The sequence below is a fragment of the Cupriavidus plantarum genome (genome assembly GCF_905397285.1).
Taxonomy (GTDB): Bacteria; Pseudomonadota; Gammaproteobacteria; order Burkholderiales; family Burkholderiaceae; genus Cupriavidus; species Cupriavidus plantarum.
This window is the reverse complement of record NZ_CAJPUX010000001.1, coordinates 203,701-217,344: the sequence shown is the minus strand read 5'-3', so window position 1 is coordinate 217,344 and position 13,644 is coordinate 203,701. Positions and strand designations below refer to the sequence as shown.

General features: G+C 66.4%; 14 protein-coding genes. 5 read left to right on the top strand and 9 right to left on the bottom strand.

Going from position 1 to position 13,644, the window contains the following annotated elements; all coding sequences use genetic code 11:
- Positions 1–5 precede the first annotated feature (5 nt).
- The 4 genes from ctaD to KHP16_RS01020 all read right to left on the bottom strand — a co-directional run bounded on the left by ctaD (position 6) and on the right by KHP16_RS01020 (position 4,911).
- The gene (gene ctaD / locus KHP16_RS01035; protein WP_109582211.1) at positions 6–1,649 is read right to left on the bottom strand and encodes a cytochrome c oxidase subunit I; all 1,644 of its coding nucleotides are present in this window, start codon (positions 1,647–1,649) and stop codon (positions 6–8) included.
- 40 nt (positions 1,650–1,689) lie between these two features.
- Positions 1,690–2,970 (bottom strand): cytochrome c oxidase subunit II, encoded by a 1,281-nt coding sequence (gene coxB / locus KHP16_RS01030; protein WP_211959441.1) that lies wholly within the window; start codon positions 2,968–2,970, stop codon positions 1,690–1,692.
- A gap of 62 nt (positions 2,971–3,032) precedes the next feature.
- The gene (locus tag KHP16_RS01025) at positions 3,033–3,545 is read right to left on the bottom strand and encodes a DUF2244 domain-containing protein (RefSeq protein WP_109582213.1); all 513 of its coding nucleotides are present in this window, start codon (positions 3,543–3,545) and stop codon (positions 3,033–3,035) included.
- A 430-nt stretch (positions 3,546–3,975) separates the two neighbouring features.
- Positions 3,976–4,911 (bottom strand): methyltransferase domain-containing protein, encoded by a 936-nt coding sequence (locus KHP16_RS01020; protein ID WP_211959440.1) that lies wholly within the window; start codon positions 4,909–4,911, stop codon positions 3,976–3,978.
- A gap of 78 nt (positions 4,912–4,989) precedes the next feature.
- On the opposite strand from KHP16_RS01020, the gene KHP16_RS01015 reads away from it, so the two are divergent.
- Both KHP16_RS01015 and trmL read left to right on the top strand, forming a co-directional pair.
- On the top strand, positions 4,990–5,967 hold the full coding sequence (locus KHP16_RS01015; protein ID WP_244835613.1) for a ComF family protein: 978 nt from the start codon (positions 4,990–4,992) through the stop codon (positions 5,965–5,967).
- 61 nt (positions 5,968–6,028) lie between these two features.
- The gene (gene trmL, locus KHP16_RS01010; RefSeq protein ID WP_109582215.1) at positions 6,029–6,499 is read left to right on the top strand and encodes a tRNA (uridine(34)/cytosine(34)/5-carboxymethylaminomethyluridine(34)-2'-O)-methyltransferase TrmL; all 471 of its coding nucleotides are present in this window, start codon (positions 6,029–6,031) and stop codon (positions 6,497–6,499) included.
- Positions 6,500–6,509: 10 nt separating this feature from the next.
- On the opposite strand, the gene KHP16_RS01005 is transcribed toward trmL, so the two are convergent.
- The 5 genes from KHP16_RS01005 to KHP16_RS00985 all read right to left on the bottom strand — a co-directional run bounded on the left by KHP16_RS01005 (position 6,510) and on the right by KHP16_RS00985 (position 10,011).
- A complete protein-coding gene (locus KHP16_RS01005; protein ID WP_109582216.1) occupies positions 6,510–7,484 on the bottom strand; it encodes a Bug family tripartite tricarboxylate transporter substrate binding protein in 975 nt (324 codons plus the stop codon).
- Between the two features lie 17 nt (positions 7,485–7,501).
- Complete coding sequence (locus tag KHP16_RS01000) at positions 7,502–8,536, bottom strand: NAD(P)H-dependent glycerol-3-phosphate dehydrogenase (RefSeq protein WP_211959439.1); 1,035 nt, start codon at positions 8,534–8,536, stop codon at positions 7,502–7,504.
- A gap of 51 nt (positions 8,537–8,587) precedes the next feature.
- On the bottom strand, positions 8,588–9,106 hold the full coding sequence (gene secB, locus KHP16_RS00995; RefSeq protein ID WP_109582218.1) for a protein-export chaperone SecB: 519 nt from the start codon (positions 9,104–9,106) through the stop codon (positions 8,588–8,590).
- A gap of 201 nt (positions 9,107–9,307) precedes the next feature.
- Positions 9,308–9,565 carry a glutaredoxin 3 gene (grxC, locus tag KHP16_RS00990; RefSeq protein WP_109582219.1) on the bottom strand — a complete coding sequence of 86 codons (258 nt, stop codon included), beginning with the start codon at positions 9,563–9,565 and terminating at the stop codon, positions 9,308–9,310.
- A 32-nt stretch (positions 9,566–9,597) separates the two neighbouring features.
- Positions 9,598–10,011, bottom strand: a complete 414-nt coding sequence (locus KHP16_RS00985) for a rhodanese-like domain-containing protein (RefSeq protein ID WP_109582794.1) — start codon at positions 10,009–10,011, stop codon at positions 9,598–9,600.
- A 111-nt stretch (positions 10,012–10,122) separates the two neighbouring features.
- On the opposite strand from KHP16_RS00985, the gene gpmA reads away from it, so the two are divergent.
- The 3 genes from gpmA (at position 10,123) to KHP16_RS00970 (ending at position 13,528) form a co-directional block, all read left to right on the top strand.
- Complete coding sequence (gpmA, locus tag KHP16_RS00980; RefSeq protein WP_109582220.1) at positions 10,123–10,869, top strand: 2,3-diphosphoglycerate-dependent phosphoglycerate mutase; 747 nt, start codon at positions 10,123–10,125, stop codon at positions 10,867–10,869.
- Positions 10,870–11,088: 219 nt separating this feature from the next.
- Complete coding sequence (locus tag KHP16_RS00975; protein WP_121492034.1) at positions 11,089–12,705, top strand: S41 family peptidase; 1,617 nt, start codon at positions 11,089–11,091, stop codon at positions 12,703–12,705.
- A gap of 73 nt (positions 12,706–12,778) precedes the next feature.
- Positions 12,779–13,528 (top strand): HesA/MoeB/ThiF family protein, encoded by a 750-nt coding sequence (locus KHP16_RS00970; RefSeq protein ID WP_211959438.1) that lies wholly within the window; start codon positions 12,779–12,781, stop codon positions 13,526–13,528.
- Positions 13,529–13,644: the final 116 nt, after the last annotated feature.

Here is a 13,644-nt window from a genome sequence, read left to right as displayed (position 1 = left end):
GACGCTCACTTGACCAGCGGCGGTTCTTCGAACGTGTGGAACGGCGCCGGCGACGGCACGGTCCACTCCAGGCCTTCCGCGCCTTCCCACGGCTTGTCGGCAGCGGGCTGTCCACCCCGATAGGAGGGCAGCACCACGAAGAAGAAGAAATACACCTGCATCAGGCCGAAGCCTAGCGCGCCGATGGACGCAATCGCGTTGAAGTCAGCGAACTGGGTCGGGTAGTCGGCATAGCGGCGCGGCATGCCCGCCAGACCAAGGAAGTGCATCGGGAAGAAGGTCACGTTGAAGAAGATCAGCGAGCCCCAGAAGTGGATCTGGCCGCGCGTCTCGTTGTACATGAACCCGCTCCACTTCGGACCCCAGTAATAGAAGCCCGAGAACAGCGCGAACAGGGAGCCCGCCACCAGCACGTAGTGGAAGTGCGCGACGATGAAGTACGTGTCCTGCAGCTGGATGTCGATCGGCGCGACGGCGGGCATCAGGCCCGTGAAGCCGCCGATCGTGAACACGAAGATGAAGCCGATCGCGAACAGCATCGGCGTCTCGAACGTCATCGAGCCGCGCCACATCGTGGCGATCCAGTTGAAGATCTTCACGGCCGTCGGCACCGCGATCAGCATCGTCGCGTACATGAAGAACAGCTGGCCCGTCACCGGCATCCCCGTCGTGAACATGTGATGCGCCCACACGATGAACGACAGGATGGCGATCGACGCGGTGGCGTAGACCATCGAGCTGTAGCCGAACAGGCGCTTGCGCGCGAAGGCCGGCACCACCTGCGAGATGATCCCGAACGCGGGCAGGATCATGATGTACACCTCGGGGTGGCCGAAGAACCAGAAGATGTGCTGGTACATGACGGGGTCGCCGCCACCGGCCGCCGAGAAGAAGCTCGTGCCGAAATGGCGGTCCGTCAGGACCATCGTGATGGCGCCCGCCAGCACGGGCATCACGGCGATCAGCAGGTATGCCGTGATCAGCCACGTCCAGCAGAACATCGGCATCTTCATCAGCGTCATGCCGGGCGCGCGCATGTTGAGGATGGTCACGATGATGTTGATCGAGCCCATGATCGACGACGCGCCCATGATGTGCATGGCGAAGATGGCCATGTCCATGCCCGGGCCCATCTGTACCGACAGCGGCGCGTACAGCGTCCAGCCCGCGGCGGTGGCGCCGCCCGGCACGAAGAACGATCCAGCCAGCAGCAGCGCGGCCGGCGGCATCAGCCAGAAGCTGAAGTTGTTCATGCGCGCGAACGCCATGTCGGACGCGCCGATCTGCAGCGGGATCATCCAGTTCGCGAAGCCGACGAACGCCGGCATGATCGCGCCAAACACCATGATCAGGCCGTGCATCGTCGTGAACTGGTTGAACAGTTCAGGACGGAAGAACTGCAGGCCCGGCTCGAACAGCTCGAGGCGGATGAACAGCGCCAGCAGGCCGCCGGACAGCAGCATGGTGAACGAGAACAGCAGGTACAGCGTACCGATGTCCTTGTGGTTGGTGGCGAACAGCCAGCGGCGCCAGCCATGCGGATGATCGTGGGCGTGATCGTCGTGGCCATGACCGTGGGTATGGTCGTGCGCGTGGTCGTGCGCGTGGTCGTGCGGATGACCCAGCGTCTCCGGGGTAGCGGTACTCATCGCGATGACTCCTGAATTCCAGAATGCGGACGTGCGCGGGTCAGCCGGCGACGCGGTTGCCCGCGACGCTGGCCTGCTTGTCTTGGGCGCCGGCGTCGGTCGCCGGTGCCTGCGCCTTCGGCGCGACTTCGCCACCGGCGGCCTGGGCTGCGCCCCCGCCTTCCGGGAACTTGCCCGCGCGCGCGTTCACAAAGTCGGCCGGCTGGATCACTTCACCGGTCTTGTTGCTCCAGCTGTTGCGCGTGAACGTCATCACGGCCGCCAGTTCGGTATCGGAAAGCTGCTTCCACGACGGCATGCCGCCCTTGCCTTCCAGCAGGATGTGCATCTGGCCGGCCTTCGGGCCGTTGACGACCTTGGAGGCATCGAGCGCCGGGAATGCGCCGCCGCCCTTGCCGTTCGGCTGGTGGCAGACCGCGCAGTTCGACACGTAGACCTTCTCGCCGCGCACCTTCAGTTCGTCGAGCGTCCAGGTCTTGTTGGGATCGTCGGCCGCGGCGGCCATCGCCTTCTTCTTGTCGTCGACCCACTTGGTGTAGTCGGCGTCGGAGACCACGCGCACCACGATCGGCATGAACGCGTGCTCCTTGCCGCAGAGCTCGGCGCACTGGCCGCGGTACACGCCCGTCTTCTCGGCGCGGAACCACGTGTCGCGCACGAAGCCGGGAATCGCATCCTGCTTCACGCCGAACGCGGGAATCATCCACGCGTGGATCACGTCGTTGGCCGTCGTGACGATGCGGATCTTCTTGTTGACGGGCACCACGAGCTCGTTGTCCACCTCCATCAGGTAGGTGTTCGACTTCGGCTGCTCGTTGTTGATCTGCTCGCGCGGCGTGGTCAGCGTGGACACGAACGAGATGCCCTCGCCCTGGCCCTTGAGGTAGTCGTAACCCCATTTCCACTGATAACCGGTGGCCTTGATCGTGATGTCGGAGTTCGTCGTGTCCTTCATCGCGACCACGGTCTTGGTGGCGGGCAGCGCCATCGCGATCACGATCAGGAACGGCACGATGGTCCAGACGACCTCGACGGTAATGCTTTCGTGGAACGACGCCGACTTGGCGCCCTTGGACTTCCGGTGCTTGAAGATGGAATAGAACATCACGCCGAACACGGCGACGAATATCACCGTGCAGATGATGAGCATCATCCAGTTCAGCCAGTGAATCTGTTCGGCGATTTTTGTAACGGGTTCGGCCAGGTTCAGCTGACGCACGGCGGGACCGCCGGGCATGTCACTGACCGCGGAGGCCGCCTGGCTGGCAAACAGGGACGCGCCTGCCAGACATGCTGCGGATGCCTTCTTCCACATTTTCATTTGTTATCTACCTAATTTACAGATTCAAATCTGTCCCCGCTTCCACCCGGCGCCGCCTCCTTTCAGAAGCGATGCAGGGCCGCAACGAGTTCCTGCGCGAACTTGCGACGCCGATACGGGTCCAGATGCGACCCCACCCGCACGACATGCTTGCCCGACCGCAGAACCACGAGCGCCCGGAACGATTCACCCAGTTCTACCCGCACCCAGCGCGGGTTGAATTCTTCCCGCGTCATCCGGCTGGCGCTGGCTGTCTCCACGACCAGCATGCCGTCGGTCAAACTGACGCGTTCATAATCCGTCGCATGCCGCGCGTGCGCCAGCAGGGCAATCCCCAGCCCCAGCAGCTCCAGCCCGGCGAACGGCAGCACGAGCCAAGTCCCTTGCCATGCGAAAAACAGCGCGATGGCAGTCGATAGACACACGATGGAGAAGTAGAACCAGCCGACCTGGCGAGGGGAAAGCGAGCAATTCCGCTTCATCAGCCAGTCGTTGCTCGGCAAAGGAGGGCGTCCGCCGGGATCTCCGCCGGAGTTACCCACTGCCGTCTGGAATGCGATACCCAAGTCTTGCATCGCCAACCGCTCCGCATCGGATGCACGCCCGGGACGATAGCGCTCCACGGAAAGCACGTGCGCAATTGAATGCGGCCTTTGCGCGATGATGCCTACGCCTGCCGGTACCGGTTCCGTACGGAACGCGTATGACCGTGGAACGGTACGGCCATACGGTACTACCGTACAAGATCCGTACAACGTACGGAGGCGTAGCGTGCTGAACCCCGAGGGGCGAGATAGTGCCAGGGGACCACTGCGACAAACTGGCGCATTATATGGCGCTTCGCATACTCAAACAAGTTCGGGCTTGCCCGCAAGGCTTGCGCCGGCCAAGTTTTTGTGCATGGCGCGGGGCGCGCGATAGTCAACACAATCGTCGCCGGCACGGCGACAGCGGTGCACCTGCGCCATTGTCTCGCGACAATCTGTCGCAGGGACCGTGTGTGGCTCAGCGTCGCGGACGCGCGCGGCCAATCTTGTCGACCGGCACGACGGCGCGTCCCTGATCGTCGGTGGCCTGCCGCGCGCGCGGCGCGAGTTTCCACGCGTGGCCGTAGACGATCTCGAACGTCAGCGGGATCACGCCGTCCGCGTTGCGGCGCCGCTCCAGCGCGTCGAGCACCGAGCGATACCAGCGCCGGCCGCGCAGGCCGGCGGGTCCCGGACGCCGCATGCCGCCGAACGCGCGGACCTCTTGCAGCAGGGTTTCGGGGGATTCGTAGGTGACGGTCAGGGTCTCCATGTCCATCACGGGCGTGGACCAGCCGCCGTGCACGAGCATGTCGCCGATATCATGCATGTCGACGAAACGCAGCGTGTGGGCCTCCAGATCGACGTCGGCGAACGCGTCGCGGACCTCGCGCAGCGTGTCCGGGCCGAACAGCGAGAACAGCACGAGGCCGTCGTCGCGCGTCACGCGATGCCATTCCGGGAACACCTCATGGGGCTCCGGATGCCAGTGGAGCGCGAGGTTCGACCACAGCAGGTCGAAGCTGGCCGCGTCGAAAGGCAGTGTGGCAAGATCACCCTGCACGAGGTCGAACACGGGCCGCTTGCCAAGCATGCGGCCGATCCAGCCGGGCTGGCGCTGCGGATCGCGCTGCGCGGCCTGGCGCAGCATGGCGCCCGATACGTCGAGGCCCGCGATCTGCGCATCGGGGAAGCGCGCTCGCAGGCCGGCCAGCCCTTGCCCATGCCCACAGCCGAGATCGAGCGCGCGGCGTGGCGCGAGCCGGATCACCTCCATGCGTTCCTGCATGCGGCGGCCGATTTCGCCGAGCATGAAGTCGAGTTGCCCGAACCCGGCGCTACGCCGGTCGAAGGCGAGACGGGTCAGCCGCGTGGGCGGCAGCCAGGCATCGGGGGTGGCGGAATGCGAGGACACGAGGAATTCGATAAAGAGGGTGGCGGACGGCAGGGTGACAGCGAAAAGGCCGGCGCGCGCGCCGCGCCGCCGCGGCACATGGACGGGCCGCAACGCATGGACCGGCCGCAAGTATACGCGCCCTCCCCGGCTCGCGCCGAAGGCGCGGTCGTACGGACGGCCGAAGGCGCGGTCGTACGGACGGCCGAAGGCGCGGTCGTACGGACGGCCGCGCCGGCGCACCGGCCGATACACGCCCCCGCGCGCCCAGCCGGCATCCCCTCGGCCGATATCCCACTTGCCGGCCGCGCTATCGGCGCTATCGGCGCTATCGGCGCTATCGGCGCCCTCGCCCGCCGGGCGGGGCGCATGTGCCGGACGCTCCTGCCCTCGGCGTGCGCGCTGTGCGGCAGGGTGCAGGCGGAAGTCGTCTGCGCTGCCTGCGTGGCGGAGCACTTCGCGCCTGAGCCCCGCTGCCCCCTCTGCGCGCTGCGGAGCCCGCAAGGGCGCCGCTGCCTGCCTTGCCGGGCGGACCCGCCGCCGATCGACGCGGCCCTGACGCTCGGCGACTACGCGCCGCCGCTGGACGCGCTCGTGCTCGCGCTGAAGCGCGGCGTGGCGCTCCCGCATGCGCGGTGGTTTGCCGAAGCCCTCGCGGACAGGCTCGCGGACCCGCATGCCGGCACACCCCCTGCGCGCCCTGCCGCATCGTACCGGCCATGGCCGGACCTGTTGATCCCCATCCCCCTTGCCCGCGAGCGCCTGGCCACGCGCGGCTTCAATCAGGCCTGGGAAATCGCACGGCCGCTTGGGCGCAGGCTCGGCATCCCGTCCGATGCCACCGTGCTGGCGCGCAGAGGCGATGCCGCCATGCAGCACCTGCTGAACCTGAACGATCGCCTGGCCAACGTGCAGGGCGCGTTCGTCGTGACGCGGCCAGCAGCCATCGAAGGCCGCCACATCGGCATCGTCGACGACGTCATGACCACAGGTGCCACGCTGCGCGAGGCCGCGTATGTGCTGAAGGCGCATGGCGCCGTCCGCGTCACCGTGCTCTGCGCCCTCCGCACGCCATGATTGCCCCCGCCGCAAGCAGGCGTTAAGCTCCGCAGCGTTTTCAAAGCCGATTCCCCTCCGCATGTTCAACGTCGTCCTCGTCGAGCCCGAGATTCCTCCCAACACCGGCAACGTCATCCGCCTGTGCGCGAACACGGGGGCACAGCTACATCTGGTGAAGCCGCTCGGATTTCCACTGGAAGACGCCCGTATGCGCCGCGCGGGGCTCGACTATCACGAGTACGCGAACATGCGCGTGCATGAGAACTGGGACGCGCTGATGGCCAGCGAACAGCCGAACGTCGATCGCATGTTCGCGCTCACGACGCACGGCTCGACGCCGTTCGGCGAGGTCGCCTTCCAGCCAGGCGACTGGTTCGTGTTCGGCTCGGAGACGCGCGGCCTCGCGCCCGAGCGGCGTGAGTGGTTTCCAACGACGCGCCGCATCCGCCTGCCGATGCGTCCCAACAATCGCAGCCTCAACCTGTCGAACACCGTCGCGGTGGTCGTGTTCGAGGCATGGCGTCAAAACGGATTTGCCGGCGGCGCCTGAGCGCCGATCGCTATTCCGGCTGCACGTGCGCCGCGCGGATGACCTTGTCCCAGCGTACTTTCTCGATAGCCATGGTCTGCCGTAGCGAAGCCGGCGCCGTGCCCGCAGGCGCGAAATACTGCGCGCGCATTTTCTCCCGCACGTCCTCCCTGCCGATGATCGCCACGAGCTCGCGATAGAGCCGATCGACGATCGGCGCGGGCGTCCCCGCCGGGGCCAGCACGGCCTGCCACGAAATCGCCTCGAATCCCGGATAACCGGACTCCGCCACCGTGGGCACGGACGGCAGCAGCGACGAGCGACCCGTGGTCGTGACCGCAAGCATGCGGAGCTTGCCCGCTTGCACGAGCGGCATCGCGATCGCGGGCACCATGAACCCCGCCTGCACCTGACCGCCGACGATCGCCGTGGTCACCTGCGGAAAGCCGGGATACGGCACGTGCTGGAGATCGATGCCCGCCATCGCCTTCAGTTGCTCCATCGCCAGATGGGCGGCGCTGCCATTGCCCACCGAGCCGTAGTTCAGGGCGCCAGGCTTCGACTTCGCCAGGGCGACGAACTCCTGCAACGTGCGCGCGGGCAGCCGCGCATCGATGACCAGCACGTTCGGTGACGTGGCCACCAATGTGACCGGTGCGAGCTGGCGGACCGGATCGTAGTTGAGGTTGCGCCAGAGCGTGGGGGCCGTGACGAGCGGGCCGTTGATCGTGAACAGCAGCGTGTAGCCATCGGGCGTCGCGCGCGCGACCATGCCCGTGCCGATATTGCCGCCGGCACCCGGATGGTTTTCCACGACGACGGGCTGCCCCAGCACCGCGGCCAGCCGTTCTGTCAGCAGCCGCGCAATGAGGTCGGGCGACGAGCCCGCCGGAAATGGCACGATCATGCGGAGCGGCCGAGCGGGCCAGTCCTGCGCAAAAGCGCTGGGCAGGCGGCCGAGGGCCGCCAACGGAAGAAGCACGCCAAGCGCGCGACGACGATTCATGGAAGTTCCGGGAGTGCTCAGTGCAGAGGGGACTCGTCCCGCGCGTCTCGCTGCAACAGCTGCTCGACCGCATCGGCGGCGCCGAGCCCCTCGAACAGCACCGCGCAGACCGCACGGGTGATCGGCATGTCGACACCGTGCCGCGCGGCTAACGAGTTTACGGCCTGCGCGCAGCGCACGCCCTCGGCTACATGACCGAGGTCCGCAAGAATCTGCGTGAGCGTTTTGCCGGAAGCGAGCTGCATGCCGACCTTGCGATTGCGCGACAGGTCGCCCGTCGCGGTCAGGATCAGATCGCCCACCCCAGCCAGACCCATGAAGGTATCGAGCCGCCCGCCAAGCGCGATGCCCAGGCGCGTCATCTCCGCCAGCCCGCGCGTCACGAGCGCGGCGCGCGCGTTGAGCCCGAGACCCAGTCCATCGCTCGCGCCCGTGGCGATCGCGAGCACGTTCTTGACCGCGCCACCGACTTCGACGCCGATGAGGTCTTCGCTGCGGTAGATGCGCATCGCGCGATGGTGAAACGCGGCCTGCGCCCGCTCGCCGACCATCGGCGACGTGCCGGCCACGGTCAGTGCGCATGGCAAACCCTGCGCGACCTCCCGCGCGAAGCTCGGGCCCGTGAGCACGCCATAGTCGAGCGCCACCGCACCCGCGATCGCATCGAGTTCTTCACGCACCATCTGGTGCGGCATCGCGTGCGTTTCGGCCTCGAAGCCCTTGCAGAGCCACAGCATCGGCACCGGCGCCGCAGGGGCGGCAAGCGTGGCGATGCGACGCGTGGTCTCGCGCAGCCCCGACACCGGCGTGGCGACGACGATGAGCCCGTCCGGGTCCGACGCGGCATGCGCCACCGCACGCGTGAAATCGGGTTCGCAAACGAGTTTGGGAGAAAGAGAGATGCCGGGCAGATAGCCAGCATTGATGCCGCTGGCGGCCATCGCCGCGAGGTCGCCGGCATTGCGGCCCCACAGCACCACGTCGTGGGCGGTGGCCGCGTGGCTTGCCAGGGCGGTGCCCCAGGCACCAGCGCCAAGGATCGTGATTTTCATGACTTCAGGGGAGCCCTCTTCACCCACATCGTGGCGAAGAGGGCCGTCACATCAGTGACGCGCCTGGCTGCCGTCGGGCATGACGATGCCCGAACCTTCACCCTGCTGGCCGGCTTCGGCCATCGCGGCCTGCAGGCGTTGCTCGTACAGGGCCTGGAAGTTGATTTCCGAAAGATGGATGGCCTGGAAGCCCGCACGCGTGATCACGTCGGCGATATTGCCGCGCAGGTACGGGTACAGGATCGTCGGGCAGGCGATGCCGAGCAGCGGGTCGAGCTGTTCCACGGGCACGTTGCGGATATCGAAGATACCGGCCTGATGCGCTTCCACGAGGAACGCCACCTTTTCCTGGACCTTGGTGGTCACCGTACCGGTCACGACGACTTCGAAGATGCCTTCCTGCAGCTGGGCAGCGGCCACGTTGACCTGCACCTCGACAGCCGGCGCTTCCGACTCGAGGAAGATCTGCGGCGAGTTCGGCTGCTCGAGCGACATGTCCTTCAGGTACACGCGCTGGATGTTGAAGAAGGGCTGGTCGTCCTGCTGGGTAGCTTGTTGCTGGTCGCTCATGAGAGGCTTCCGGATTGACAGAGAAGGTACTGAGGCGGGTGCCGGCATGCGCGATCGCGCGGGCCGGGCCCGGTTGGAAAGCGCATATGGTACATGACGCGGGTAGCGAATTCACCCGGTAGTGGAGGAATCAGAATTTCGCGACCCGCCGGAGGCGACAGGCCGCGAAAGTGTGACGGAAGTGTGCCGCGCGCCGCGATCTCAGGCGGCGAGCAGCGGCACCAGCCCGCCCTGGCGGTCCAGCGCGGAGAGGTCGTCGAAACCGCCCACGTGACGTTCGTCGATATAGATCTGCGGTACGGTACGGCGGCCGGTACGCGACATCATTTCCTCCCGCTTGCCCGCCTCGCGGTCGATCATGATCTTCTCGATCGTCTCGACGCCGCGTTGGCGCAGAAGGCGCTCGGCCATCTGGCAATAAGGGCAAACCACCGTGCTGTACATGACGACGCGGGCCATGCGAAATCTCCTTCTGCTGAAAAAACTGCCGGTTACTTGACGACTGGCAAGCCAGCCTGCTGCCAGGCGGCCATGCCGCCCTCGAGCGCGTAGACCTCACTGTACCCGGCTTCCTTCAACGCTGCTTGAGCCTTCCCCAGGTGCTGGCCGGTCTGGCTGATCACGATGACCGGCGCGGTCTTGTCCTTGGCGAGCGTGGGCGCGCGGTTCGCGAGGTCGGCAAGGGGCGCGCTCTTCGCCTGCGGCATGTGGCCCTTCGCGTACTCGGCGGCGTCGCGCACATCGACGGCGACCGCATTCCGCTTGTTGATCAGTTGCGTGGCGGCGGCGGTATTGACGCTCTTGCCGCTCGTTCCGCGGACGATGGCCGGCCAGGCCAGGAGGCCGCCGGAGACCACCGCGATCGCGAGCAGGGCCAGGTTGTTGTAGTCGGCGAAGAAATTCACGTTGGCATTTCCGTTGGGTTGGGTCGGCGGCATTATAAAATACGCCGTTTGGCGCCACCCCTGATTTTCCAAGGTGCGGCGCGCGCAGGTTACTTACTCCCTGGAAGCAGCATGTACAAGCTCGTTCTCATCCGCCACGGCGAATCGACGTGGAATCTCGAAAACCGCTTCACGGGCTGGGTCGACGTCGATCTGACCGATACCGGCGCTGCGCAGGCGCGCCAGGCGGGTCAGCTCCTGAAGGAAGCCGGCCTGTCGTTCGACATCGCCTACACCTCCGTCCTCAAGCGCGCGATCCGCACGCTGTGGCACGTGCAGGACGAAATGGACCTGATGTGGATCCCGGTGCGCAACGAATGGCGCCTGAACGAGCGCCACTACGGCGCGCTGTCGGGCCTGAACAAGGCCGAGACCGCCGCGAAGTACGGCGACCAGCAGGTACTGGTCTGGCGCCGCAGCTACGACACGCCGCCGCCCGCGCTGGAGCCGACCGACGAGCGCGCCGCATACGACGATCCGCGCTATGCCAACGTGCCGCGCGAACAGATCCCGCTGACCGAATGCCTGAAGGACACGGTCGCCCGCGTCATTCCGCTATGGAACGAATCCATCGCTCCCGATATCCAATCCGGCAAGCGCGTGGTGATCGCCGCCCACGGCAACAGCATCCGCGCGTTGGTGAAGTACCTGGATCAGATTTCGGATGACGACATCGTCGGCCTCAATATTCCCAATGGCACCCCGCTCGTGTACGAACTGGATGCCAACCTGCGCCCCCTGCGCCATTACTACCTCGGCGATGCGGACGCGATCGCCGCTTCGCTGGCCGCCGTGGCCAACCAGGGCAAGGCACGCTGACCGTCCCGCGGGGGATTCGGGATGAACCGGCCACGCTGGCGAGGCATGCCGCCCGCCGCCAATGTGGCCGCGCCCACCGTCCCGCGGTGACGCGCAGGCCTTTTTTCCCGCACCCTCTTATACTGTCGGACAAATCTGGTCCGGGCACCCGCCGTGGCATCCGCCGCGGCGCCCGCTGGATTCCATCAGGCAAAATCCTCACACGTTCAGGCTGCCCTCATGCGTAAGTCGCTCAAGAACATTAGCCTCGTCTCCATCGGCGTCGTAGCCGGCGTGCTCGCCACGCTGCAGATTTCGGCGACGGCGCAGAACTCTTCCGGACCGCTGCCGCTCGACCAGTTGCGGCTGATGTCCGATATCTTCGGGCAGATCAAGCGTGAATACGTCGAGCCGGTCGATGACAAGAAGCTGCTGACCGAAGCCGTCAAGGGCATGGTCGCCAGCCTCGACCCGCACTCGGCCTATCTGGACGAGAAGGACTTCAAGGAACTGCAGGAAGGCACCCGCGGCCGCTTCGCGGGTCTCGGCATCGAGATCTCGCAGGAAGAAGGCCTGGTCAAGGTCATCAACCCGATCGAGGACACGCCTGCCTTCCGCGCCGGCATCCAGCCGGGCGACCTGATCACGCGTATCGACGACAAGCCCGTGCGCGGCCTGCCGCTGGAGCAGGCGGTCAAGCGCATGCGCGGCGAGCCGGGCACCAAGGTCACCCTGACGATCTACCGCAAGAGCGAGGAACGCACGTTCCCGGTCTCGATCACGCGTGCCGAAATCCGCGTGCAGTCGGTCAAGACCAAGATGCTCGACCGTGACATCGGCTGGATTCGCCTGACGAGCTTCCAGGAACGCACCGTGGCCGACCTCGGCCGCAAGCTGACCGAGATGGCGCAGAAGAATCCGAACCTGAAGGGCGTGATCCTCGATCTGCGCAACAACGGTGGCGGCGTGCTGCAAGGCGCCGTGGGCGTCGCCGCGGCGTTCCTGCCCGAAGACGCCACGGTGGTGTCGACCAACGGCCAGGTGCCGGACGCCAAGCGCGTGTACAAGGCGTCGTTCAACAACTACCGCCTGTCGTCGCTCGAGGACGATCCGCTCAAGGATCTGCCGCCGCTGTTCAAGAAGATCCCGATGGTCGTGCTGACCAACGCCTACTCGGCCTCGGCATCGGAAATCGTGGCCGGCGCGCTGCAGGATCACCACCGCGCGCTGATCATGGGCAAGACCACGTTCGGCAAGGGCTCGGTGCAGACCGTGCGTCCGCTGACGAACGACACGGGCATCAAGCTGACGATCGCGTACTACTACACGCCGACCGGCAAGTCGATCCAGGCCAAGGGCATCCGCCCCGACGTCCCGGTCGATCAGAACCCCGAGGGCGATCCGGACGACGCGCTGATCACGCGCGAGATCGATACCGAACGCCACCTGCACAACAAGCAGGAGTCGGAGGAGCCGGAAATGGCCGAGCGCGAACAGCGTCGCGTGGAAGAACTGCGCCGCCTCGAGGAAGAGAACGCGAAGAAGACGCCGGAAGAACGCGAGAAGGAGCGCCGCAAGAAGCCCGTCGAGTTCGGTTCGGCGGACGACTTCATGCTCCAGCAGGCCATCGCCCAACTGAGCGGCCAGCCCGTCAAGAAGTCGAAGTCGCGCCTCGAACTGACGCAGGCCGCCGGCAAGCCTGACGAGAAGCCCGACACCACCGCCAAGCCGGCCGACAAGCCCGCCGCCAAGCCTGCCAGCAAGACGGCGCCGGCCAAGCCCGCGCAACCGGCGCAACCGCCCGCGAGCGCTCCGATCGGCGAGCCGCTTGGTACGCCGACCGGCAAGGCGCGCTGAACCGGTAGCGCTGTCATACCCCTCTCACGGCCCGCGGTTGCACGACAGCGGGCCGTTTTTGTTTCCTGCCGCCATGAACGACGACCAACTGCTGCGCTACTCGCGCCATATCCTGCTGGACGAATTCGGTATCGAGGGACAGGAGCGCCTGCTCGCGGCGCGGGCGCTCGTGATCGGGGCCGGCGGGCTCGGCGCGGCCGCGCTGCCCTATCTGGCGTCCGCTGGCGTCGGCCATATCACGATCGTCGATGACGACGAAGTCGACCTGACCAACCTGCAGCGCCAGATCGTGCATACCACGGCCAACGTGGGCCGACCCAAGGTCGAGTCCGCGCGCGAGGCGATGCTGCGGATCAATCCGGACCTCGACATCCAGGTCGTGCCCCACCGCGTCAGCGAGGCCGAACTCGGGCCGCTCGTGGCGCAGGCCGACGTGGTGCTCGATTGCACGGACAACTTCACCACACGCCATGCGATCAACCGGGCCTGCCTCGCGCACCGCGTGCCGCTCGTCTCCGGGGCGGCGCTGCGCTTCGATGGACAGGTGAGCGTCTACGACCTGCGCGACCCCGACGCGCCCTGCTATGGCTGCCTGTTCCCGCCGTCGGAACCGGCGAGCGAGGCCGCGTGCGCGACGATGGGCGTGTTTGCGCCGCTGGTCGGCATGGTGGGTACGGTGCAGGCGGCGGAAGCGCTGAAGCTGCTGTCTGGCGTCGGCAAGCCGCTTGCCGCGCGGCTGCTGATGGTCAATGCCCTGACGATGGAGTGGACCGAGATGCGGCTGGCGCGCGCGCCGGACTGCGAGGTGTGTGGCGGGGACTGAATCGGAAGCTCAGGCGGAAGGTCAGGCGGAAGGTCAGGCGGAAGGTGAGGCGGAAGGTGAGGCGGAAGGTCAGGCGGAAGGTGAGGCGGAAGATGGGGCGGAAGCTGCCGAGGGGT